Origin of the sequence: Polynucleobacter sp. JS-JIR-II-50, from assembly GCF_018687895.1 — a bacterium.
Classification (GTDB): Bacteria; Pseudomonadota; Gammaproteobacteria; order Burkholderiales; family Burkholderiaceae; genus Polynucleobacter.
The window spans coordinates 514,888-540,404 of record NZ_CP061307.1 but is presented as its reverse complement, the minus strand read 5'-3'; the positions used below and the strand labels follow the sequence as shown (position 1 = coordinate 540,404).

The window sequence follows — 25,517 nt, the reverse complement described above, 5'->3', positions numbered from 1 at the left end:
TAGAATGAGTCAGTCGCAAGCAGTTAGCAATATTATTGATGCAGCTAGCCTGCGTGCCGCTCGGGAAATAGCTTATGACGAATTTAGAAAAACACAATCTGTTGGTAAATTAACTAAGCAACTTTCCAAGTTAAGCGATCAACTCCTCAGTCATTTATGGAATGCCTGCGCCTTAAATAATGAAGCAACATTAGTTGCGGTTGGCGGCTTTGGTAGAGGCGCGCTATTTCCCTACTCTGATATTGATATATTAATTCTGCTTCCAGCGGATGAAGAAAAGGCTAGAGCGTTATCAAAGCAAGTTGAGCAATTTGTTGCAAGCTGTTGGGATACAGGATTGGAAATAGGCTCTTCAGTCAGAAGTGTGGCTGAATGTATGTCAGAGTCCGAGCAAGACATTACTGTACGCACATCTCTATTGGAGGCTCGCCTCATTTGCGGTAATAAACAGTTATTCAAAGACTTTGCCAAAGCCTTTGAAGCGGCAATGGATCCGAAAGCCTTTTTTCAGGCCAAACAAGCTGAACAAATTCAGCGTCATTACAAATACCAGAACACTCCTTATTCTTTAGAGCCTAATTGCAAAGAGAGTCCTGGGGGCTTGCGTGACTTACAGGTCATCACCTGGGTTAGTAAGGCTGCATTATTGGGTGATACCTTTAAAGACCTCAATGAAGCTGGTCTGGTGACGCAGCGCGAACTCACCGAACTCAAACGCAATCAACGCTTCTTGGAAACCCTACGCGCCAACCTCCATTTGTTAGCGGGGCGTAGGCAAGACGTTCTTGCATTTGATTTGCAGGCAGCATTGGCAGCCTCAATGGGAATCACGGAAGAATCCTCACGCCAAGCAAGTGAAGCTATCATGCGTCGCTACTACTGGGCAGCAAAAGCGGTTACCCAATTAAATGACGTTCTCTTGCAAAATATTGAAGCCCTGCTCTTTCCGCAAGAGTCCAAAACGATTCTCGCCATTCCAGGCGAAGGTAACGAGCACTTTATTGAGCGTCAAGGGGTGTTGGATATTACCGATCCCCAACTTTTTCAGAATCATCCCGAACAGATTCTGAGAACCTTCTTGGTATTTGCCCAAGCATCGAATGTAAAGAGCTTATCTGCAACTATTTTTAGAGCTCTCTATAACGCTCGCACCAAGATGGATAGCAAGTGGCGCGCCGACCCAATCAATAGAGCGCTCTTTATTGAGCTATTGAAGCAGCCCGAAGGCGTCAGTCGCGCCTTTCACCTCATGAATCGCAGTAGCGTTTTAGGTCGCTACCTTCCAGCCTTCCGCAAGATTGTTGGGCAGATGCAGCATGACTTATTTCATATCTATACCGTTGATCAACACATCTTGATGGTGCTGCGGAATGTGCGCCGCTTCATGGTCGTTGAACATACACATGAATTCCCCTTCTGCAGCAGTCTCATTGCTCACTTTGAGAAACCATGGTTACTAGTCATTGCCGCACTCTTCCATGACATTGCCAAAGGACGTGGTGGCGATCACTCGCAATTAGGCAGAGCTGACATGCGCAAGTTCGCCAAGGATCATGGCTTAGATAAAAAAGATACTGAGCTATTGGTATGGTTGGTTGCTGAGCATCTCAACATGAGTCAAACCGCTCAGAAACAAGACATTACCGATCCCGATGTGGTGAGGGCATTTGCGAAAAAGGTAGGTGATGAACGTCATCTCACTGCGCTGTACCTATTAACGGTAGCCGACGTACGCGGAACCAGTCCTAAAGTTTGGAATGCCTGGAAAGGCAAACTCCTAGAAGATCTCTATCGCGCAACACTTAGGGTGCTGGGCGGAGCTAAGACAGATGCCTTATCAGAATTAGCACAACACCAAGAAGAATCCAAAGCTAAATTACGTCTGTATGGCATTAATGATGAATCATATGAAGATCTATGGAAGCAATTAGATGTAGCCTTCTTCCTAAGACAGGACTCATCTGACATTGCTTGGCTCACACGTCATCTATACAACAAGGTCAATAGCGATCAACCTATTGTGAGGGCAAGGCTGTCCCCTATTGGCGAGGGCTTGCAAGTTGCTGTTTACGTTAAGGACCAAGAAGATCTGTTTGCCAGAATTTGCGCTTACTTTGAAAGGCATGGTTTCTCAATTTGGGATGCCCGCATTCATACGACACGTCATGGCTATGCTTTAGACACCTTCCAAATCTCGGGTAGTAACTTGGTGGATGAAGGCGGTAGCTATCGCGACATTATTCAGCTGGTAGAGTTCGAGTTAACTGAGGCTTTAACCAATGCGGAGCCACTGCCCAATCCAAGCATGGGTCGCCTCTCAAGACAATCACGTACATTCCCAATTCAGCCACGCGTGCATATGGTTCCGGATGATCGTGGCCGCTATTACACACTGGCACTCTCAGCGAGTGACCGTACCGGCCTGCTCTATACAATCTCTAGAGTGTTAGCGAAGCATCAGGTCTCTATTCATACTGCCAGAATTAATACCCTGGGAGAAAGAGTGGAAGACATCCTGCTCTTGGATGCAGCAAACCTGGGCAAGAATCCAAAGCTGCAGATACAACTTGAAACTGAACTACTTGAGGCTTTAGGGGCTTAAGACAACTTAGCTAATACACGTTGAATACGAGCACTTTCAATGTCAGTTAAGGTAAGCCACCGGCACTCAATATCTTCCATAGATTGTTCTTGCCGTAAAACCTTCAACCCATAAAGCAGGTCAATATGTAAATGAGCGGGCTCACCCTTTTTAGGGTTGGCGGGGATTTCATGGATATCAATATCAAGGAGCTCTTGATTATCGGGGTCTATCTCACAAACGTAACCGGTTTCTTCATAAACCTCTCTGATTGCAGTCTCAACTGGAGACTCACCTTCATCAATGTGGCCGCCAGGCTGAAACCAACGCTTGATGTACGGATGAAAAATGAGCAAGGCTTTGTCATCCTTGATGACTAAGCCGCTGGCGGTGATGTGACCCTGGGTTGTTACACGAGAAAATGGACTAGAAGACGATAGGATGATATTGCACTGATCCTCATAAATGGTATTACGCGCCCGAATGGCAATTTCAGAAAATATATTCACGCAAAAAGAAACTATTTAAGAAGCTCAAGCATTGCTGCTTCGTCAATTACCGGAACACCTAGTTCCTCAGCTTTAGTCAATTTGCTACCTGAATCTGCGCCCGCAACAACATAATCAGTTTTCTTAGAAACTGATCCAGCCACTTTTGCGCCTGCTTTTTCAAGGAGATCTTTTGCTTCATCTCTTGTCATGGTTGGGAATGTGCCCGTTAGGACAAAGGTCTTTCCTGCAACAGCTGCGCTAATGACTTTTTCCTCTACGGCAAGTTGCATTCCTGAGGCCAGTAACTGCTCCATGACTTCTCGGTTATGCGCTTCTTGCATAAAGCTCGTGATCGAGTCTGCAACAACTGGACCTACATCTTTTACTATGAGCAGATCTTCAAGATTTGCATCCATTAAGGCATGCATCGATTGATAATGATTAGCTAGATCCTTGGCGGTAGTTTCGCCCACATGACGAATTCCCAAGGCAAAGATAAATCTGGCTAAGGTCGTGTTTCTGGATTGGTTGATTGCCTGAATGAGGTTATCTGCAGACTTCTCACCCATACGCTCTAGATTAGCTAGCGCTGTGAAGCCTAATCTGTATAGATCTGCGGGTGTTCTTACTAGATTGTGATCGACCAATTGATCCACAATCTTCTCACCTAGACCTTCAATATCCAGCGCTCTTCTGTGGGCAAAGTGAATTAAGGCCTGCTTGCGCTGCGCACCGCAGAATAATCCGCCACTACAACGCGCAACCGCTTCATCTGCTAAGCGCTCGATATGGGAATCACATACCGGGCAGTTGGTTGGCATTACAAATTCTGCTGCATCGGCTGGACGTCGATCCTTAATGACTGAGACCACCTCAGGAATTACATCACCCGCCCTTCGCACTGATACGGTATCGCCAATACGCACATCTTTGCGCTTGACCTCATCTTCATTGTGTAAGGTTGCATTGGTAACAGTTACACCACCAACCTCTACTGGCGCTAATCTGGCAACTGGAGTAATCGCACCTGTGCGCCCTACTTGCACATCAATACCCAAGACAGTCGTTAGCGCTTCTTGCGCTGGGTACTTATGAGCAAGCGCAAACCTAGGGGCTCTTGATACAAAGCCTAGCTTAGCTTGCTCAGCAAATGAGTTCACCTTATAGACCACACCATCAATGTCATACGGCAATGCATCTCTTTTTGCGCCTATCTCGTTATAGAAGGCCAAGATCTCTTCTACCGAATGCAAAACCTTACGCTCAGAGCAAACAGGCAAACCTAGCTCAGCATAAGCATTGAGTAATTCTTCATGGGTTTTAGGCAACCAAGATTGGGGCTCTAGCGCACCTAAGCCATAAGCAAAGAAAGAAAGTGGCCGTTTAGCGGTGATCTTAGAATCCAATTGACGAAGGCTACCTGCTGCAGCATTGCGAGGGTTGGCGAACTCTTTCTCACCCAACTCTGCCGCTTGTCGATTCATTTTCTCGAAGTCTTTGAGATACATAAAGACTTCACCCCGCACTTCTAGGACTTTCGGAACATTCCTACCAGTGAGCTTTAGTGGAATGGCGCGAATCGTTTTGATATTGGCAGTGACATCTTCACCGCTAGCACCGTCACCTCGGGTTGCTGCTGTTACCAGCGAGCCATTTTCATAACGAAGGGAGATTGCCAGGCCATCAAACTTTAGCTCACCCGCATAAGTCACATGATCCACGTGCAAGGCTTCGCGACAACGGCGATCAAAGGCAATCAGCTCACTATCTTCAAATGCATTATTTAAGGAAAGCATTGGCACTGCATGAGTAACCGAATCAAACTCCTTTAATGCTGCTCCACCCACCCGCTGAGATAAAGATTCTGGGGTAACCCACTCGGGATGAGTAGCCTCAATATCAATCAACTCCCTATAGAGGCGGTCATATTCAATATCAGGTAAAAGCGGATTATCTAAAACGTAATAGGCATGCTCCAGACGAGCAAGCTCGGCTTGCAAGAATGCGTAACGCTCCGCTAAATTTGTCGGACTAGTGGACGACAACGTGATTTCCTAGCTAAATAGTCTGCTAGCTGTAGAAGATCCAGCTGGAACGCCAGATTTCTCAAGATTGGCATAGAGAACATCGAGATGCTGACGAATACTGATGACCGCAGCCTCACTCAAATTGATGCCACTGTCATCTACCAAGCGCCCATGAGCTGCTTGTGCAATCTCCACCCCTTCAGAGAGCATTCTTTCAAATGCACGCTCTTCTTGTGGCACCAAGGGAACTTCAAGTAATAAGGTCACCTGAGTTACCGATTTATTTGGATCAAAATCAGTGCTACTAAACAGCACTACGCCTTTGCTGAGATATTCATATTGACGGCCATTACGAGATAACTTAAATCCACGTTGACGCATGAGCGCATCAAAGTTACCCCACGGACATGGTTCATCAAAAAGGACATTGATACTCAATTGAATGTCGCTCTCGGCAGCCATGACATCTAATTCATTAGCGCTTTCCAACATCGTGCTCACGCTCGGCATATCGATTTGGGAGCCCAACGTTTCTGCGAGCGCTTGGGCGCGAGAGCAAAAATCAGATAGCTCTAGAACACCGATAGCACCTTTGCGGCTTGCTAACTGAATGGCTAGCTGTAAATCAGAATACGTAGAGTCAGGATGGAGTTCTTCCCAGTCTTCAGCAACATCTAGGTTGGCATTTAAGCCTTCGCACATCCAGCGAGCTGTTGATTGAGCCTCAAGATCCGTCCAGGCATTAATTTCTGCCAGAATTTCTGAACCACTAATAGCCTCATCAAAGCGCAGTGTGATGACACAATCAATCCGCGGATCAATCGCAAACTTTTCTGGGGCTGAAATCGTTGTGATTACTTCGCCGAAGCTGGGCTCAGTGCGCCCTACATCACTGTCAGCAAAACCTTGACCAAAACTCGGCTCTTTTCCAAAGCGATCATCTGCAGAATATTCACTTTCCTCTTTTGCCTTACGACGGGCGCGAGCATACTTAATATTCAAAACCGCCACTGCTATCAGTATTAATAGGCCAATAACAGCCAGTGCTAATTGCAAATCAGACAAACCCAACATCGTCATGATTTGTTCTACGTACACTTAGGCGGCCTCCACCATTGAAACAGCAGAAGAAATATCCACCGCAACAATGCGGGATACACCCTGCTCTTGCATAGTGACGCCAATGAGTTGATGAGCGATTTCCATAGTGATCTTGTTATGAGAGATAAACAAAAACTGTGTCTTATCTGACATTTTGGCAACTAGATTTGCATAACGCAAGGTATTTGCATCATCCAATGGAGCGTCTACCTCATCGAGTAAGCAAAATGGGGCTGGGTTCAGGAGGAAGAGCGAGAATACCAAGGCAATGGCAGTCAAGGCCTTTTCACCACCAGAGAGGAGGTAAATAGAACTGTTTTTCTTACCAGGAGGCTGGGCCATGACCTGTACACCAGAATCCAAAATCTCTTCACCAGTCATTACCAATTCAGCATGACCGCCACCGAACAGCTCAGGGAAGAGCTTGCCGAAGTGGGTATTGACCTGGTCAAAAGTGCCCTGTAATAAGTCTCGTGTTTCAGCATCGATTTTGGCGATCGCATCTGTCAGAGTCTGCATTGCTTCATTCAAGTCGGCAGACTGCGCATCCAAGAACTGCTTGCGCTCACGAGAGCTTGATAACTCATCCAAAGCAGCCATATTGACTGGGCCTAAAGACTGAATTTCAGTATTCAAGCGATTAACTTCGCTCTGCAAGGCGCCAACTTTTAAGTCGGCACTGAAATTTGCCTCAAGTGCAGTAAGGTCAGCCTCTGCATCAGATAACAATGTGGCAAATTGCTCAAAGTTCAAACGAGCAGCCTGCTCACGCAATTGCAAATCCACCACTTTGTCACGCATTGGCTGTAGGCTGCGCTCAACTTGCATACGGGACTCATCGGCTTCGCGCAACTGATGTAATAAAGCATCCTGCTCAGTACGAGCATTTGCCAAAGCTGCTTCACGTGCACTGCGGGCTAGTAATAGACCTTGTAATTTATCTTGGGCCTCTTCGTCGCTCAGAGTTTCTAGTTCTTGAGCGGCGGCATCATGCTTATCCTGAATTTCCATGATCTGAGTACGGGCGGTACTTTGATCACGTTGCAAATCAGTGATGCGCTGTTGCAATGAACGCGTTGCAAAGGCCGCCTCTTGAGCAGACATTTCAGCAGAACGGAGTGACTCACGCAAACGATCGCGCTCTTCAGTAGAGCGCTCTAATTTTTCTTGCGCTACTTGCAAAGCTTCTTGCAAGCCTTCTTTAGATTCTTCAGATTCAAGCAACTCAGCAGCAGACTGCTCTTGGGTCTGACTCACTTGCTCCATCTGTTGGCGCAACTCACTTAATTCACCCTGAATCTGCGCTGCACGTTGACTGTATTGCTCTTCAGCTTGAGTCAACTGCATTCTTTCCACTTCAAAGCCGTGTGATTCTTGAACAGCATGTTCTGCATTCTCACGAGCTTGTTCTGCTGCTTGGTGAGCTGCTTGATAGTTAGCAACACATTGATCCAACTCACCCTTGAGCTCACTTTGCATGAGTTGTTGTGCGCGCAATTGCTTCTCAAGACTTTCCATCTCTTGAGCACGCGCCAACATACCAGCTTGCTCAGAATCAGCTGCATATAGTTGTACGCCAACACGACTCACTAAATGACCTTGTTGGGTAACAAATGCGCCACCAGCCGGTAATTTTTCACGGCGATGCAAAGCATCTTCAAGACTGCTAGCAATGTAGATCTTGTCTAACCACTCTTGCAATACAGATGTCAGTCTTGGGGCGCCTGCACTTTGCACGCGACTCAATAATGGCGTGAAGTCCGCAGGAGCTGAGGTATGTGCTGGCGTGATTTCTTCGGTGAGCAAAATTGCTAAACGACTTGGAGGGGCATCATTAGCCAAGGCCAATGTTTCTTGTACGCTCTTTGCGGTCACCGCAGCCAAACGCTCACGCAGTACAGATTCCAGCGCAGTTTCCCAGCCACTTTCTACTTTGAGCTCTTGCCAGAGGCGCTTACTCTCTTTAAGACCCTTACTTTCAAGCCAAGGTCCAATCTTCCCTTGAGCCTGGACGCTGGCCTGCAAGGCAGTCAATGCGGTCAACTTGGCTTCAGTTTGAGCAAGATCTTGATTAGCTACTTGAATCTGTTGTTGAGCAGTATTACGGGCTTCATCAGCAGCCGGGACGCGTTGTTGGGTTTCAACAGCGCGCTGCTTAGCCTCTTCCACTTTACGGGCAGCCATGACCTGACGATCTATTGCTGTTTGTAAAGCTTCAGCATCAGGACGACGTAAGCCATCGAATTCACCAACAAGGCGAGTCTCGCGCCCCTTCAATTCATCTGACTGAGCTGACATTGAACGCAGGCGCTCACCCAAACTGGCTAAACGTTGCTCAATAGAAGCAACTGAATCACGTGCGCTATTGAGTTCACGTGAGGCATTTTGATATGCCTCTTCACGACTTGGCATTTGCTCTTGCAAACCATTTAAATCCGCTAAGAGTGTTTGTTCTTTTTCAGCAGCTAAAGACAACTCATACTCAGTAGTACGCTGCGCTTGTGCTGCATCTGTTTCTTGCACAGTCCAGCGCTGTAACTGCGCTTGTAGATCCTGAGTTTGTTGCTGCAAACGTTGACGCGCTTCTTGCACATAAAGAATCTGCGCCTCAACCTGACTGACGTCAGAATTGGTTTGATATAAATCACCTTGCGCTTGAGAAACTTTATCTTGTAATGCGTACTGTTGTGTACGCATGGTTTCTAGCTCAGCCTCGACGTGGCGCAGCTTAGCGGTCTGCTCTTCCAAGCCAACTTGCGTATCGCGGATACCGTTCGCATGGCGCTCTTGCTCTTTCCCGGCCTCGGTCTGACGCACAAACCAAAGCAGTTGTTGCTGAGACTTCATCTGTGTAGAAAGCTCAGCGTGACGCTCAGCAACAGTCGCTTGTTTTTCTAAGCGAGTGAGTTGCTGATCAAGCTCTCGCAAGATATCTTCAACTCGCGTTAAATTTTCTACAGTGTCCTCTAAACGTGAGGCAGTTTCTTTGCGGCGCTCTTTGTATTTAGAAACACCAGCAGCCTCTTCCAAGAACACACGCAACTCTTCTGGCTTCGCTTCCAGAATACGGTTGATCGTGCCTTGACCAATAATGGCGTAACCTCTTGGACCCATACCGGTGCCCAAGAAAATATCTTGAATATCTTTACGACGTACTACTTGGTTATTAACGTAATAGCTCGAATTTCCATCACGAGTTAAAACGCGTTTGATACCTAATTCTGTAAAAGCACTCCACTGACCTTGAGCGCGCCCTTCAGTGTTATCAAAAATGAGTTCAACACTAGCGCGGCCAGATGGCTTACGTAAACCAGAGCCATTAAAAATAACGTCCTGCATCGATTCGCCACGCAATTCGCTGGCACGGGATTCTCCCAAAACCCAGCGGACGGCGTCAATAATGTTCGACTTTCCGCAACCGTTAGGACCCACAACGCCAATGAGTTGGCCAGGCATTTCAAAATGGGTTGGGTCTACGAAAGACTTAAAGCCGGAAAGTTTGATGGATTTCAGTTGCACGGCGTACTTTGCAGGGAAAAAAGAGGTTCAAATAAAGGGGTGAAAAATTAAAGCTAAAGTGGGAAGATGATAGCAAGCTCTTGCCTGCTTGGACGCGTTTTTGCCCCATCTATATAATGATAAATCTACCTCCCGGGACAAAATCCCTTAACAATCTGATAGTTAACTAAAAAGCATGAGCCAATCACCACAAAACATCATTGAACAAGCCTGGGAAAACCGCGCAAACCTCTCTCCAGATAGCGCCCCTGGGGATGTCCGTAATGCCGTAAATGCCGTGTTAGAGGGCCTTAATGCCGGTACTATTCGCGTGGCTGAGCGCCGTGACGTCGGTAAGTGGGAAGTAAATCAATGGGTTAAGAAGGCCGTTTTGCTTTCTTTCCGCCTCGAAGACAATCAACCTATGAGTGCTGGTGGGTTTACCCAGTTCTACGATAAGGTTCCTAGCAAGTTTGAAAACTACACTGCCGCCGACTTTGCTGCTGGTGGATTCCGCGTGGTTCCCCCTGCCATGGCCCGCCGCGGCTCATTTATCGGCAAAAACGCTGTTTTAATGCCTTCCTACGTCAATATTGGCGCCTATGTTGGTGAAGGCACGATGGTCGATACCTGGGCAACCGTAGGTTCTTGCGCCCAAATTGGCAAAAACGTTCACCTTTCTGGCGGCGTTGGTATTGGCGGTGTTTTGGAGCCAATCCAAGCTGGCCCAGTGATTATTGAAGATAACTGCTTTATTGGCGCCCGCTCTGAGGTGGTTGAAGGCGTTGTAATCGAAGAAAACGCTGTTTTATCTATGGGTGTCTATATTGGCCAAAGCACCAAAATTTATGACCGCGAAACTGGCGAAGTGCACTACGGTCGCGTTCCAGCTGGTTCAGTAGTTGTTCCAGGCTCACTTCCTTCTGCTTGCGGCAAGTACAGCTTGTATGCCGCAATCATTGTTAAGAAGGTTGATGCTCAAACAAGAGCAAAGACAGCTATTAACGAATTACTCCGCGACTAAGTTAAATCCATGAGCGCCACACTTGAGCTCACCGAAGCTCTCATCGCCTGCCATTCCGTAACCCCGGCCGATGGTGGCTGCCAAGATTTAATTGCTAAACGTCTTCAAGCAATTGGTTTTCATACCGAGAGCGTGGTGAGTGGCCCTGAAAATTTTCAGGTAACCAACTTGTGGGCAATTAAAAAAGGTGCAGCTGGCGATCAAGGCAAAGTCTTGGTATTTGCAGGCCATACCGATGTAGTGCCTACAGGCCCATTAGAGAAGTGGACAAACAACCCCTTTACCCCAACCATTCGTGACGGCATGCTTTATGGTCGTGGCGCAGCGGATATGAAAACATCCCTCGCTGGTTTTGTGGTTGCTACAGAAGAGTTTGTCACTACACACCCAGATCATCAGGGCACCATTGCTTTCTTAATCACTAGCGATGAAGAAGGTCCCGCTAACGATGGCACAGTCATTATGTGCGATCGTCTACAAAAACAAGGTCAGCGTTTGGACTACTGCGTCATTGGTGAACCGACTTCAGTTGATCGGCTTGGCGACATGATTAAGAATGGTCGTCGGGGCTCTCTGTCAGGAAAGCTCAAGGTGAAAGGTATTCAGGCGCACATTGCTTACCCTCACCTTGGCAAGAATCCAATTCATCTTTCTGCGCCAGCAATTTCTGCATTAGTAGAAACTGAATGGGACAAAGGTAATGAATACTTCCAACCCACCAGCTTTCAGATCTCCAACGTGCATGCTGGCACCGGTGCTAATAACGTGATTCCTGGTGAGTTGGTGATCGACTTTAACTTCCGCTTCTCCACCGAGAGTAAGCCAGAGCAACTCCGTGAGCGTCTAGAAAAGATTTTGAAGGATGCCGGTTTAGAGTTTGAGATTGACTGGGTATTGGGCGGTAGCCCGTTCATCACTGGTGATGGTGATCTGGCTGGAGCATTACGCAAGGCCATCAAAGCAGAAGCCAACATTGATACAGAACTTTCCACTACTGGTGGTACCAGTGATGGCCGCTTTATCGCCAAGATTTGCAAAGAGGTCGTGGAGTTTGGCCCCCTCAATGCGACTAGTCACAAGATTGATGAGTGTGTCATCGTTGACGATGTCGTGCCACTCAAAAATATCTATCGCAAGACCCTCGAACAGTTAATCGCTTGATCGATCAATTGCGCACCCGACTTTTCTCCTAAAGAACCCCTCCATCATGGACCCTGAGTCTCAGCAACACCTCACAGTAAACCAGTGCATCAATCAGATTGCACAAATGCTCGAAGCAGCAAACTTACATTACGGCCACGGAGCAATTGATGCCCAAAGTGAAGCTTTGTGGATTGTGAGCAAACAACTTAATCTCAGCCCAGCAGAAGCGTTAGATCACCTGGATGATGCAATATCCGATGAGCAGCAGCAAAACGCATCCGCCGTTGCCAACGCCAGAATCTCGACACGTAAACCACTCGCCTACATCTTGGGTGAAGCCTGGCTGATGGGCGTGCCTTTTTTCTGCAGCGAGCAAAGTATTGTTCCGCGCTCCTGGATTGCAGAACTTATAGCTGATGGTTCACTAGAGACCTGGTTGCCAGCTGATGGCAAAGCGCTTGATCTTTGCACTGGTAATGGCTCGCTAGCAATTCTCTTGGCCCTGTCATGCCCGGATATTCATGTGAGCGCGTGCGATATCAGCATGCCCGCACTCTCTGTTGCCGCCCGTAATGTGGATCGTCATGGCCTAAGCTCTCAAATAGAGCTATTAGATGGCGATCTTTGGGATGCTTTGCCAGAACCAAATGAAGATAACCTTTTTGATCTGATTATCTGTAATCCACCATACGTGAATGCCGCTTCCATGCATGCGCTCCCTGCTGAATATCACGCGGAGCCAGAATTGGCTTTAGCTGGTGGAGAGGATGGCATGGACATCATCAGGCGCATTATTGCTTCAGCACCCGATTACCTATCTGAGCGCGGCGCTATTTTGCTCGAGATTGGTAATGAGTATGAGCATTTCAAAAGGGCTTTCCCGCAAATTCCCGCAATCTGGATGGAAGTCTCCGCAGGAGAAGAGCAAGTCTTATTAATTCAAGCAGAAGACTTGCGCTAAGGAATTAACTAAGCTCGGCAGCAGCAGCAATAGCTTGATCAATTCGCTCCACCGGAATTACCTTCAATCCCGGAATCTTGGTCTTTGGCATATTCGCTTTTGGAATGATGGCCACAGTGAAGCCCAATTTAGCAGCTTCTTTCAAGCGTTCTTGACCACGAGGGCAAGGACGAATCTCACCAGCCAAACCAACTTCACCAAAGACAATCAACTCTTTTGGCAATGCGCGATTGCGAATCGAAGACTGAATAGCCAGAAGAACAGCTAAGTCAGCAGCCGGCTCAGAAATCTTGACGCCACCTACCGCATTTAAGAAAACATCTTGATCAAAGCAAGCGACGCCAGCATGGCGATGTAGCACTGCTAAAAGCATGGCTAAACGAGCTTGCTCCAAGCCAACGGCTAAACGACGGGGATTGGGCACATGCGCTGTATCAACTAAAGCCTGAATCTCTACCAACAAAGGTCTACTGCCCTCTTGCGTAACCAATACACAAGCCCCCGGAACCATTTGCTCATGCTGCGACAGAAAAATCGCCGACGGATTAGTTACACCGCGCAGACCTTTTTCAGTCATCGCGAATACGCCCAACTCATTGACAGCGCCAAAACGATTTTTAATCGAACGTACTAATCGGAAAGAGGAATGGGTATCACCCTCAAAATACAAAACAGTATCGACAATGTGTTCTAAGACTCTAGGACCAGCGAGATGCCCATCCTTTGTAACGTGCCCGACCATCAGCACACAGATGCCACTTGATTTAGCGGCTCGGGTTAATTGAGCTGCGCACTCGCGCACCTGCGCTACAGAGCCCGGAGCCGAACTTAATACCTCTGAGTACAAAGTCTGAATCGAATCCACCACCAATACTTGTGGCTTCACGGTATCCATAATCGAAATCAGTTTTTCCAACTGAATCTCAGCCAACACCTCAAGCTGAGGCGCATCTAATGCGATGCGCTTAGCACGCAGAGCAATCTGCGCAGCGGATTCTTCGCCACTGCTATAAAGCACATTCATACCCGCAGAACTCATCTCTGCTAAAGCCTGCAGTAGCAAAGTGGATTTACCAATTCCTGGATCACCGCCCAAAAGTACCACGCCACCTGGAACCAGGCCACCACCTAGTACGCGATCAAACTCTTCAACGCCCGTGCTGAATCTCGGCAAGTCTTCGGCGCTAATGGCGGATAACTTTTGTCTTGGAAGTGATTGCGCCAAGCCCTGGAAGCGAGCATTAGATGTCGTCTCAGGTAAACCCTCTTCCAAAGTATTCCAGGCCTGACAAGATGGGCACTGGCCCTGCCACTTAGCAGAGGTGCCACCACAAGACTGGCAAATATAAACTGTTTTTACTTTAGCCAAGATCCGCCTAATGAAATATAAAAATAAATTAAAAAGGAATCAATCGAGCTGAGTGCCCGCTTTATTTTCTTGTGCGCGCTTAGGGGCATCCTTGCGTCGTTGCTCTAGGTCAGCCGCTCTTGCTGCAGCATCTTTTTGTTTCTGCTCAAACTCGCGTTGATTGGCTGCTCGCTCAGCGGCTTTTTCAGGTGAAGCCCGCTCAGCAGAACGCTTGATATCCTCTTGAGTCTTTAAACTATCCCGAAGCTTGCGCTGCACTTCATGCAAGGCCATCTCTTGCTCACGAATCGGATCGATTTCTTTGCGATAGTCTGCGCGAGCACTTCTTAAACAAGAATTAACCCAGTAATTCTGGTAGCACTCAGAGGATGCTTTACCCCAGCGGAACTTAGCCCACTCACGCTGAAGCTCTAATTCTTGCTCAATCTTATCTAACTGATCAAGCTCGGCCTCTTCAGCAGGGGTTGCCAATACAACCCCGCTCAATGCTGAAGCCAATAAAAATATTGAAATCAATATTTTCGATTGGAGCAAAAGACTCTTTCTCAAATCTCGACCTTTGCACCCAACTCAACCAAGCGATTTGCAGGAATCTTAAAGAAGTCTGACTGACGTCCAGCGTTCTGATACATCCAGCAGAATAATTTTTCGCGCCAAATAGCCATGCCAGGGATTTCAGTAGAGACGATGGTATCGCGCGACAAGAAAAATGAGGTGTTCATCAAATCAAACTTCAGATCGGAGGATTTTTCAATTAACTCAATAATTTGACCCATGTCCGGCGTTTCATTGAATCCGTACACCGCACGGACAACGTAGATGCCATTACCAAGGTCGCGCAAGGTAATACGCTCACTATCTTTTACGTAGGGCACATCCCAAATGCTGACCTTGAGGAAAAATACCCTTTCGTGCAATACGTGGTTGTGCTTCAAATTGTGCAAGAAAGAAACTGGTACGTAATCTACGTGGGCCGTCAAGAAAACAGCCGTCCCCTCTACGCGATGCGGAGGATGCTGCATCAAAGCCTCAATAAAGCTCTTGAGCTCAATACCGTTATTCATTGCGTTATGGCGCAAAATCTTACGTCCTTGATACCAAGTCATTAGCAATAAGAAGCATGCGGCACCGAGTAGCAGTGGGAACCAGCCGCCTTCCATAATCTTTAAAAGATTAGCAGTTAAGAAAGCTAAATCAACAATCAAGAAAGATCCGATTACCAAAGCAACGAGCAGCGAGTTCCAACGCCAAACCACTCTCATCACAATTGCCGCTAAGAATGTGGTCACGATCATTGTGGTAGTAACAGCAATACCGTATGCGGCTGCTAAGTTTGCAGATTGCTTAAACGCCAAGACTACAGCGATCACCAGAATCAACAGAGTCCAGTTCACCAGCGGCATATAGATCTGACCAATCTCTTTATCGGAGGTGTGACGCACCTTCATACGCGGTACAAAACCTAACAAAATTGCTTGGCTGGTCATTGAGAACGCGCCAGAAATCACCGCTTGAGATGCGATCACAGTTGCAGCGGTAGCCAATATCACCAAAGGAAATACTAGAAATTCTGGCACCATTAAGAAGAATGGATTGGTAATAGTCTCAGGATTATTTAAGAACATCGCGCCTTGACCAAAGTAATTCAGAAGCAAACAAGGCATGACAATAAAAAACCAGCCCATACGAATAGGCTTGAGTCCAAAATGACCCATATCAGCATACAAAGCCTCAGCACCAGTCAATACCAGGAAGACTGCGCCCAAAACAATAAAGCCTTGCAATGAATGCTCGATCAAGAAACGAATAGCAAATAGGGGGTTGATGGCTGCAAAAATTGCTGGGTTGAGGATGACTTGATGCACCCCCATCAATCCAATAGCAACAAACCAGACCATCATGATCGGGCCAAAAAGCTTGCCAACCAGATCAGTTCCAGTCTTTTGAATAAAAAAGAGGATGACTAGAATAAAAATGGTGATTGGTATGACATAACGCGTTAAATCACTGGATATCACCTCAAGACCTTCAACAGCAGAAAGCACGGAAATTGCTGGGGTAATGATGGCATCGCCATAGAACATACAGGCGCCGAACACGCCCGCCATAATGATTAGAAGTGAACGCTTGGAATTTACAGGGGCCGTTCTTAAAGCTAGGGCCATCAGCGCCAAAATACCGCCCTCACCATGATTGTTTGCGCGCATCACGAATAAAACATACTTCAGGGAAACCACAATCGCAAAAGCCCAAAATACCATTGAGATCACACCGTAAACAGCATCAGCAGAAAACGGAATGCCGTGCTCAGGACTAAAACATTCTTTCAGCGCATACAAGGGGCTTGTGCCAATGTCGCCGAAGACAACACCGATAGCAGCGAACATTAACGAAATTGAGGCGCCCTTCTTGTGAGGATGATCCTCTCGAGAAATCTCTACAGGCCGCAATAAGGATGATTCTGAAAACTCAGGATTGCTAACTGACATTATTAAACCTTGGCGTGATGTTGCGTGGCAATATGTTACTCCTTGCCGGCTGCGATTAAAAAGAGAATTTCTTTGGTAAAACGCCTTATTTATGCGTTATTTAAAGGAATACCTCGACAGAGAGGCCCAAAAAATGGTAGAATTTGAGCTTCAGACGCGGGGTGGAGCAGTCTGGCAGCTCGTCGGGCTCATAACCCGAAGGTCGTAGGTTCAAATCCTGCCCCCGCAACCAAGAATTACGTACTAAGCCCTTAATTTTTAAGGGCTTTTTGCTTTTCTGAGCATTAAAAAAGCCCAATTACTCGGGCTTTTTGGCTATTTCTGAGTGGCTTTAGTTCAAAACCTTGTAACCGCGACCACTTAAACATCTCTTTACAACAGCCTCTTGAGCTTGGTTTCCGCTAAACGCGCCACCCGCACCACCAATTACAGCGCCAGCTCCGGCAGCCTGCGCAATTCCTGATCCGTTGCCGCCAGTAACCAATCCCAGCAGACCACCAACTACCGCGCCAGCACCAGCTCCTTTAGCAGCTGTAGAACCCATTCCTGATTGTTGTTGAGCATAGTTTTGACAGTCTTTTAAATCGCTCTCATAAGTAGCCTCATTGACGCCCTTCATATCCACAAGGGGGCGAACATTCGCACCAGCACATCCAACCGTCACACCAACCACCAGAGAACATAGGGCAAGTAACTTATTCATCCGCAGAATCCTTTTACTCAATTTCACATCGATCGATGCCATAACCGTTTTATATCATGCCGCAAAAATCGTGTCGAAGATTTTGAATTATTTTTAAATAGCCAAGTCTGGGCGCCTGTTTTCGGGGTTTGGTAGAAAGGAATTCCCAAGCTCTGATAGCGTGCCGTGACATCTGGATGTGGATGTCCATAACGATTGCGATAGCCATTTTGTGCAAAAGCCTGATGAGGTTCCAATCTTTGCAGGAGCGCCAAGGAAGAGGAGGTTTTGCTGCCATGATGTGGCGCCATAAAAACTAATTCCCTGTCACCAATTTCATGCAACATTTTTTCATCTAAGCGCTCGGTAATTTCTGCTTCACCTTGCTTTTCAACATCACCCGTTAACCAGAGCGAGCTTTGTTGATTGCGTACCTCAAGCACGCAACTCATTTCATTGGGCTTGCCAGGGTATTGATCTGCAAATACCGCTGCCTCATGAGGATGCCAGATGGCAAACTCGACACCATCCCATTTCCAGCGCTGACCGAAGCGACAAGGAATGGCTGGAATCTTTCTTTTATATAAATTTTGAAGTAGTGGATTAGCGCTAGGCAAAGATCCCATCATCAAATCAAATTGAATACTCTGCAGAAGTGTTGCAGCCCCACCAATATGATCACTATCGCTATGACTAATCACCATGCGATCAATATGATGAATTCCCTTGCCACGTAAATAGGGAAGAATCACTCTCTGACCTGCATCATCCTTCTTGCCTTGAATAGGTCCTGTGTCATAGAGCAATCTTCTATTGGCAGTCTCAAGCAGAACTGCAGTGCCTTGACCAATATCAAAAATACTCGCCCTAAACTCTCCTTGAGCGAGATATCCATCTCCAAATAACTGGGTTGGCCAAAAAAATAAGGGGATAGATAAAAAGACACCAAGCAATCGACCTTTCCACGTTTCTCCAATCGGACCAGGTCGAATTGCATACACAATTCCACATCCAGCAATCACCAGCACCCACCACTCAGGCTGCTTTGACCAAGCCACAGACCAACTCCAACTCGCCATCCATTCCAGGATGAGTGCAAGATATTCCATGGATGAATGCGCCGGCAATAAGAGCCAGCGGCCGATAAACTCTGGAAGCAAGGCGCCAGTAATTGCCAGCGGAGTCACGATATAACTGACCAGCGGAATAGCAAATGCATTAGCCAATGGTGAAACAATCGAGACTTGGTAAAACCAATACAAAGTCAATGGCAGCAGCGCCAGTGTGACAACAGCTTGGACACGACACGCCTCACGAAGAGCTTGCCCCATACGATGCATCCAATGCGCCTCCAATTCTCTTCCCGTAGGGATACCCAATAAACCGGAAGAATCTCCCATGGCATACAGAATGGCAGCTACAGCACCGAAAGATAACCAAAAGCCTGGCGTGTAGGGGGCCATAGGATCGATGAGCAACACGAATGCCAGAGCCCACCACCAGATATCAAAGGAGCGTGGATTTCGGCCAGTCCATAGCGCAAATGCCACCACCCCAACCATATACATCGTTCTTTGCGCCGGAATCTGAAATCCTGCTAACCATGCATAGATAAACGCAGTCACAAACCCCGCTACTGCCGCAACTTTGCTGACCGGAGCAATCAAAGGCCAAGTGCGTCGACGCCATATAAATGCTGCACATGAAGCACCAACACCTGCCAACATAGTTACATGAAGCCCAGAGATGGAGATGAGATGCCCAATACCCGTTGCATTAAATACTTGCCAGTCATCTTGATTGATGGCGTTCTGATCACCCATTACCAAAGCAATCAAAACACCGACATACCTTGCATCATCCGGTAGCATCGACTGAATCTTTTGACGCAAATGCCAGCGCGCAAGTTCCATGCGTAACTCAAACTCTGTCCAAGCGATATCTTTATCCAGCAATAACTCACCAGACCTTACTGATCCACTAGCTCCAAAGTCTTGATGAAAAGACCAACGCTCAAAATCAAAGGTATGTGGGTTGAGAGACCCATAAGGGCGCTTTAGCTTCGCCTTGATTCTCCAGCGTTGGCCCGGGATGATTTTGGGTATTGCCTGAGGATTTCTCCAAGCAGGCTGCCAACTTAAATAGATTCTTTTTGGAAAGCGCTTGAGAACTTCTTTTCCAGAGATGATGTCATCAACCTCAAAGGCAAACTTGGCGCCCGATGAATTACCTTGCGGCAATGCTGCGACTCTGCCCTCAAGCTTTAACTCCCTGCCTTCCAGCTCTGTGGCAAGCACATTCTCTAAGCGATTTTCAGCATACAAAGCATTCCATGCAAAGCCTGCTACAAACAACAAAACAATCACTCCAAATTTTCGAAGAGGAGATTCCTGAGAAACAAACCAACTAGACAATAAACAAGAAATGCCAACACCCACGCATGAATACACCCAATATTCGGGTGGTTGTGGCAAAAAGAGAAGAAGCGATCCCCCGGCGATAAATGCCGCAATAGCTAAGCGCAAGAAATTAAGAGGCTAAGTTGAGACTTGAGAGCTGAGGAATACCTGCGCAGAGGGCAGACCAGCGTGGCAACACTTGCATTGCATTACCCCATACCGCCGAAGCAAATTCGTCGTCACTAACACCCCTAACTGAGGCAAGCTCTTTTGCAATACGCGGTAGAAAAGCAGACTCATTACAAACAATGCCCTCCTCTCTAAGCCATGCAGGTGGAATATCGGGAGCGTCAGTTTCGGTAACGATACTATCGAGCGGCAGTTCTTTTAAGAGTCTACGAATTTGTAAAGCGCGCTCATAAGTCGCTGCACCGCCAAATCCTAATTTAAATCCAAGCTCAATAAATTGCTCGGCCTGCTGAAAGCTGCCGTTAAAAGCATGCGCTATTCCGCCGGGGATATTGCGGCGACGTAAAGCTTTCAAGATTGCATCCTGAGAGCGACGTACATGCAGGATTACAGGCAATTGATACTTCTGAGCCAAATCCAATTGCGCATCGAAAAAGAACCCCTGCTTATGAGGATCTAAATCCTCAACAAAATAATCCAATCCAATTTCACCGACACCCACGAAGCGAGGATCAGATAGGGATTCAACAATTCTTTTCTCAAGCGTCTCGATGTCGCCCTCTTGGGCTTGATTGGTATAGAGCGGGTGTATTCCTAGGGTATAAACCAAACCCGGTATCTCTTGACTATATTGATGAGCTAGCTCTTTGACATTAGAACAATCTGCCACCTTCACAGCAGACAACAGTATTGCTTTAACGTTTTTTTCAGCAGCCGCCTGAATAATTGTCGGCAATGAAGTCGCAAACTCAGGGGCATCTAGATGGCAATGGGTATCGATCCACATGGGACGCCCACTCACACTGAGAATGGCTTTAATACTCCACGCTCTAAATGCAAGATCCGATCACAACGCTTGGCGCGCACCGGGTCATGCGTCACAATCACAAAGGCTGTGCCTTGATCTCGAGCGATGTCCAACATCAAATCAAATACGCCGTCTGCAGTCTCAGTATCGAGATTGCCTGTTGGCTCATCCGCCAGAACGCAAGCGGGATTACCAACCAAGGCACGAGCTACCGCCACACGTTGACGCTCTCCTCCAGACAACTCTCCTGGGGTATGGAGTTCACGTGCAGCCAAGCCAACCGCTTTAAGCATCTTGCTAGCGCGATCCATTGACTCGTCATTACTAAGGCCGCGAATACGCAAAGGCAAAGCTACATTCTCTGCAGCACTGAATTCATCTAAGAGATGATGGAACTGATAAATAAACCCAAGACTATGGTTACGCAGTTGATCTAACTTCTTCACTGATAAATTATTCAAGTTAGAACCAGCCAAAATGACGGAACCAGAACTTGGAGTATCTAAGCCGCCCAATAAATGAAGTAGGGTGCTCTTGCCAGAACCTGAAGAACCGACGATAGCCACCTTCTCCGATGGAGAAATATCCAAATCAATCGCTTTTAATACCTCTACGGAAGTGGGTCCTAGACCATAGGTCTTGGCTAAACCTCTGGCCTTCAGCACTAAGTTATTTAAATCACTCATAACGCAGAGCCTCCGCAGGTTGCACCTTGGCAGCACGACGACTTGGGTAAAGCGTCGCTAATACAGAAAGGCCAAATGCCATTAATCCCACAGTCAGTACATCGCTAGCCCTAACATCGGAAGGTAATTCGCTAATGAAATACACCTCGCGCGGCAAAAACTGCACACGGAAAATGGCTTCAATGACCGGCACAATGACATCAATATTCAGAGCAATTAAGAGACCTAATGCAACACCAACCAAGGAACCCAAAAGACCAATCGCCAATCCCTGAATTAAAAATATTCTTTGAATGAGCCCAGGACTTGCGCCCATGGTTCTCAGAATGGCAATATCAGCTTGCTTCTCGTTCACCGTCATGACTAAGGTGGACACTAAATTAAATGCGGCTACGGCAATAATTAAAGTCAGAATGATGAACATCATCTTTCTTTCAGTCTGAACTGCTGCAAACCAATTGCGGTTTGATCTTGACCAGTCAGTGACCCAAAGCGCCTGAGGAACAATGACTGCCAACTCATTGGCGACCTCTGGGGCCCGCTGCATATCATCCACCTTGACGCGCAGACCAGATGGATCATGTAGGCGTAACAAGGCAGCAGCGTCCTTCCAATGCATGATGGCTAGAGAGCTGTCGTATTCATAATGGCCGCTGTCAACAATGCCGACTACCTGGAGCGTGCGCATCCGTGGCATAGCACCTGCTGGAGTTAAATCACTTTCAGGAACAATTAAATTAATACGATCTCCAACGTGTGCACCAACAATTGCTGCAAGTTGTGCGCCCAGGGCCACACCAAAACTACCGGGCTTTAGATCATCAATATTGCCGGTAACAAATTGTTTTGGTAAATCCGAAACCTTACCTTCTTCGCTAGGCAAGATGCCGCGAATAGCAACGCCGCGCATCACTCCTTCGCGAGTCAATAAACCTTGCGAACTCACCATTGGCGCAACACCAATAACGTGTGGTTGTGCTGCAACCTTCAGTGCTAGTGGTTCCCAGTTTGCCAGCCCATCAGGAGCGGTAATTTCCACATGAGACAGCACCGATAACATGCGATCGCGTACTTCCTTTTGGAAACCATTCATCACCGATAGAACCACAATCAGTGCGGCCACCCCTAAAGCGATACCGGCCGTAGAAATCCCAGAGATGAAGGATAGGAAACCATCGCGCTTCCCCACCGTCTTACGACGCTTGGATCGGGTGTAGCGTAGGCCAATTTCTAGCTCAATAGGAAGTCTCAACATAGTTACAGTTTAGTGAATCGCGCGGACAAACTGATGGAATATCTAAATGCCACCTAAAATCAGGGAAATGACTGCAAATTCCACCCCCTCCAAAGCTGCGCTGAGACGCTTCACCCTGATGCTTTCAGGGGAAGATGCGCTAGATGAGCTCGAAAGTAGAGATAGCCCTCATAAAGGACTGCCTCATGAGCGCTTTTTGCTCGGCGAATTGCTCCCGCTTGCCCCGGTCTTGCTTCTTGGGCAATCCGCTCCAGCCGTCAATCCAACTGAAGTCATTGCCTGCTTACAGCCAGTGCATCTGCATGCCACTCGAGATCACCTTATTTTGATGGGGCAAAATCAGATAGATCTGACCCCCGAAGAGTCGGCCAAGCTTCTGCAAGCAGCACTCCCTTTTATTGAAGAAGATTTTCAGGGCTCTGTACTTTTCCAGAACCAGCATTATTGGTTTGTTCCTGCTGGCCCATTTTCCAGTCTAGCAAGTTACAGCGTGGATCAGGCTCATGGCCGAAATATTGATTGGTGGATGCCGCGTGATACTCAAGAAGAAGGTATCGCTAAACGTTGGCGCAAACTACAAAATGAAATCCAAATGCTTTGGCATATCGGCCCAGTCAATGAGGAGCGCGGACAACGTGGCATGCCCAGCATCAACTCGATCTGGATTAGTGGCATTGGCAAGCTCAATGATGTTCAAGCGCCAGCATTACTAAAACAATCACAGCGCCTCATCGGCTCACACCCCATACTGGCCGGTCTATCAAGACTATTAAACCTGCCACACAAAATCGTTGTAGATAAGAAATCTTTGGTTGGTTCCTTTGCCTGGCTTGATCAACCGGAAACGGCTTGGCCACTTTTAAGTACAGCATTAGAAGACAAGCAGCTAGATGAAGTTGTCATTATTGACTTTGTGAAGGGAAAAGTTAGAGAGCGAGTTTTCACCGCTAAAGATCTCAATAAAAGATCTTGGGCTTTCTGGAAAAAAGCAGAACCTCTGACTTGGAAAGAAATTAGTCAGCCATGAGTTACGCATAAATTTCATATGAGCTTATTTTCCCAACGCCCCTTCTCAAAGCGCACCGCCACCTGGTTAGCGCAGAGTGGCTTACATCCACTACTGGCTCGACTCTATGCTGCTCGAGGTCTGGAATCTCCGGAAGAACTTTCACTTGATTTAAAACAACTGCTTTCACCAGTTGAACTGAAGAATTGCATTAACACCGCTTCTTTACTTGCGGATATCCTTGAGAAAAAAGAGCCGATGCTCATCGTCGCAGACTATGACTGTGATGGCGCAACCGCCTGTGCTGTTGGCCTGCGGGGCCTACGTATGTTGGGCGGCCCCGAAACCCCAATTCAGTTTCTGGTTCCGAACCGCTTCACAATGGGGTATGGTCTAACGCCTGAAGTTGTTGAGTTAGCAGCACAACAAACACCTAAACCTAAATACCTCATTACCGTAGATAACGGTATCGCCAGTGAAGCAGGTGTAGATCGCGCGCGCGAGCTAGGAATGGCAGTGATTGTGACCGACCATCATCTACCTGGAGATAACTTACCGAAGGCGCTAGCAATCGTTAATCCCAACCAACCAGGTTGTAGCTTTCCAAGCAAAGCTCTTGCTGGTGTTGGTGTGATGTTTTACATGCTGGTGGCATTACGCGCTGAACTTCGTAAGCGCGGTAAATTTACAAACGAGACTCAACCCAAGGTAGAAAACCTATTAGATCTTGTTGCTTTGGGAACAGTTGCTGACGTAGCACAACTCGATCGTAATAATCGCGTTTTAGTTTCCAACGGCTTGAAGCGTATCCGTGCTGGGATATCTCAACCAGGTATTCAGGCGCTATTTCAGGCGGCGGCTCGAGACCCACGCAAAGCAAATACTTTTGATCTAGGCTTTGCCATCGGCCCCAGACTCAATGCCGCCGGGCGTCTAGCGGACATGACTTTAGGCATTCGCTTGCTCCTCACTGACAATGCAGATGAGGCACTTAATCTTGCGCATGAACTCGATCGCATTAATCGCGAACGCCGTGTGATTGAAACGGGGATGCAAGAAACTGCCCTCTCTCATCTTGCCGAAGATCAACTTGACGGCACCATGACTGAGCGCTCCAGTATTTGTTTATGGAACTCAGAATGGCATCAGGGAGTTGTTGGCATTGTGGCTTCACGACTGAAGGAACGTTTTAATCGCCCAGCGATTGTGTTTGCTCCTGCCGATGGCAGCACCGGTGAAGAATTACGTGGCTCTGGTCGTTCATTGACAGGCTTTCACTTAAGAGATGCCTTAGATCTGGTTTCTAAAAGAGAGCCGGGGCTAATTTTGAAGTTTGGTGGTCATGCGATGGCTGCAGGCCTTACGATTCGAAAAAGTGATTTCGAAAAGTTTGATGCCTGCTTTCAGGAAGTGGCGAGTGGCTTATTGACGGATGAGTTACTAGAGCGTCGCCATGCTCACGATGGCACGTTGGAGCTCTCTGAATTTACCTCTGAAGTAGGTGACCTATTAGCCGAAGAGATCTGGGGTCAAGGTTTCCCTCAGCCTGTTTTCTATGGGGAATTTGAGATTACCCAGCAAAGCCTCATGAAAGAAAAGCATTTACGACTGATGGTTCGCCCTATTAGCGGCTCTGAACCCAGGCCGACTAGTAAACCACTCACCGCTGTTTGGTTTAACCGCACTCAAAGCCTGCCCGCCAAAGCCAAATTGGCCTATCGCCTTGTCACTGACAGGTATCAGGGTCAAGCCCGAGTACAGATCATGATTGAAGCCCATGATGAGGCGGCCAGCACCTAAGGGTCGAA

General features: G+C 47.4%; 18 protein-coding genes and 1 tRNA gene. 7 read left to right on the top strand and 12 right to left on the bottom strand.

From position 1 onward, the window contains the following. Positions 1-4: 4 nt before the first annotated feature. On the top strand, positions 5-2,602 hold the full coding sequence (locus FD963_RS02850) for a [protein-PII] uridylyltransferase (protein WP_215362847.1): 2,598 nt from the start codon (positions 5-7) through the stop codon (positions 2,600-2,602). Here the strand turns inward: FD963_RS02850 and FD963_RS02845 are convergent. The 4 genes from FD963_RS02845 to smc are packed head-to-tail and all read right to left on the bottom strand — an operon-like array spanning position 2,599 to position 9,719. Further along, positions 2,599-3,090 carry an NUDIX hydrolase gene (locus tag FD963_RS02845; protein WP_215362846.1) on the bottom strand — a complete coding sequence of 164 codons (492 nt, stop codon included), beginning with the start codon at positions 3,088-3,090 and terminating at the stop codon, positions 2,599-2,601. The genes FD963_RS02850 and FD963_RS02845 overlap by 4 nt on opposite strands. An 11-nt stretch (positions 3,091-3,101) precedes the next feature. Next, a complete protein-coding gene (gene ligA / locus FD963_RS02840) occupies positions 3,102-5,117 on the bottom strand; it encodes an NAD-dependent DNA ligase LigA (protein WP_215362845.1) in 2,016 nt (671 codons plus the stop codon). 9 nt (positions 5,118-5,126) lie between these two features. Next, on the bottom strand, positions 5,127-6,197 hold the full coding sequence (locus FD963_RS02835; RefSeq protein WP_251367278.1) for a cell division protein ZipA C-terminal FtsZ-binding domain-containing protein: 1,071 nt from the start codon (positions 6,195-6,197) through the stop codon (positions 5,127-5,129). After that, complete coding sequence (gene smc / locus FD963_RS02830) at positions 6,198-9,719, bottom strand: chromosome segregation protein SMC (RefSeq protein ID WP_215362844.1); 3,522 nt, start codon at positions 9,717-9,719, stop codon at positions 6,198-6,200. Positions 9,720-9,894: 175 nt separating this feature from the next. On the opposite strand from smc, the gene dapD reads away from it, so the two are divergent. From dapD to prmB, 3 genes are read left to right on the top strand one after another with little or no spacing between them, the layout of a single operon-like run. Beyond that, a complete protein-coding gene (gene dapD, locus FD963_RS02825; protein WP_072583047.1) occupies positions 9,895-10,722 on the top strand; it encodes a 2,3,4,5-tetrahydropyridine-2,6-dicarboxylate N-succinyltransferase in 828 nt (275 codons plus the stop codon). A gap of 9 nt (positions 10,723-10,731) precedes the next feature. Next, positions 10,732-11,883, top strand: coding sequence for a succinyl-diaminopimelate desuccinylase (gene dapE / locus FD963_RS02820; protein ID WP_215362843.1), 1,152 nt, complete (start codon positions 10,732-10,734; stop codon positions 11,881-11,883). 46 nt (positions 11,884-11,929) lie between these two features. Beyond that, the gene (gene prmB / locus FD963_RS02815) at positions 11,930-12,826 is read left to right on the top strand and encodes a 50S ribosomal protein L3 N(5)-glutamine methyltransferase (RefSeq protein WP_215362842.1); all 897 of its coding nucleotides are present in this window, start codon (positions 11,930-11,932) and stop codon (positions 12,824-12,826) included. Positions 12,827-12,830: 4 nt separating this feature from the next. Here the strand turns inward: prmB and radA are convergent, their stop codons facing one another. From radA to FD963_RS02800, 3 genes are read right to left on the bottom strand one after another with little or no spacing between them, the layout of a single operon-like run. Beyond that, positions 12,831-14,195, bottom strand: a complete 1,365-nt coding sequence (gene radA, locus FD963_RS02810; RefSeq protein WP_215362841.1) for a DNA repair protein RadA — start codon at positions 14,193-14,195, stop codon at positions 12,831-12,833. 39 nt (positions 14,196-14,234) lie between these two features. After that, positions 14,235-14,729, bottom strand: a complete 495-nt coding sequence (locus tag FD963_RS02805; protein ID WP_251367277.1) for a hypothetical protein — start codon at positions 14,727-14,729, stop codon at positions 14,235-14,237. A gap of 11 nt (positions 14,730-14,740) precedes the next feature. Further along, entirely contained in the window at positions 14,741-16,684 is a 1,944-nt protein-coding gene (locus FD963_RS02800; RefSeq protein WP_215362839.1) for a potassium transporter Kup, read from the bottom strand. Positions 16,685-16,839: 155 nt separating this feature from the next. Here FD963_RS02800 and FD963_RS02795 point away from each other — a divergent pair. Continuing rightward, positions 16,840-16,916, top strand: a tRNA-Met gene (locus FD963_RS02795). Positions 16,917-17,015: 99 nt separating this feature from the next. On the opposite strand, the gene FD963_RS02790 is transcribed toward FD963_RS02795, so the two are convergent. From FD963_RS02790 to FD963_RS02770, 5 genes are all read right to left on the bottom strand, one after another. Beyond that, positions 17,016-17,387, bottom strand: coding sequence for a glycine zipper family protein (locus FD963_RS02790; protein WP_215362838.1), 372 nt, complete (start codon positions 17,385-17,387; stop codon positions 17,016-17,018). Positions 17,388-17,410: 23 nt separating this feature from the next. Then, positions 17,411-19,780, bottom strand: coding sequence for a DNA internalization-related competence protein ComEC/Rec2 (locus FD963_RS02785; protein WP_251367276.1), 2,370 nt, complete (start codon positions 19,778-19,780; stop codon positions 17,411-17,413). Positions 19,781-19,895: 115 nt separating this feature from the next. Then, positions 19,896-20,741 carry a TatD family hydrolase gene (locus tag FD963_RS02780; RefSeq protein WP_215362837.1) on the bottom strand — a complete coding sequence of 282 codons (846 nt, stop codon included), beginning with the start codon at positions 20,739-20,741 and terminating at the stop codon, positions 19,896-19,898. A gap of 11 nt (positions 20,742-20,752) precedes the next feature. Then, positions 20,753-21,448 (bottom strand): ABC transporter ATP-binding protein, encoded by a 696-nt coding sequence (locus FD963_RS02775; RefSeq protein WP_215362836.1) that lies wholly within the window; start codon positions 21,446-21,448, stop codon positions 20,753-20,755. After that, positions 21,441-22,703, bottom strand: a complete 1,263-nt coding sequence (locus tag FD963_RS02770; protein WP_215362835.1) for a lipoprotein-releasing ABC transporter permease subunit — start codon at positions 22,701-22,703, stop codon at positions 21,441-21,443. The genes FD963_RS02775 and FD963_RS02770 overlap by 8 nt, the downstream gene beginning before the upstream one ends. A gap of 46 nt (positions 22,704-22,749) precedes the next feature. Between FD963_RS02770 and FD963_RS02765 the strand changes: the two genes are divergently transcribed. Together FD963_RS02765 and recJ are read left to right on the top strand one after the other, a co-directional pair. Further along, the gene (locus FD963_RS02765) at positions 22,750-23,730 is read left to right on the top strand and encodes a hypothetical protein (RefSeq protein WP_215362834.1); all 981 of its coding nucleotides are present in this window, start codon (positions 22,750-22,752) and stop codon (positions 23,728-23,730) included. 18 nt (positions 23,731-23,748) lie between these two features. After that, complete coding sequence (gene recJ, locus FD963_RS02760) at positions 23,749-25,509, top strand: single-stranded-DNA-specific exonuclease RecJ (protein ID WP_215362833.1); 1,761 nt, start codon at positions 23,749-23,751, stop codon at positions 25,507-25,509. Positions 25,510-25,517: the final 8 nt, after the last annotated feature.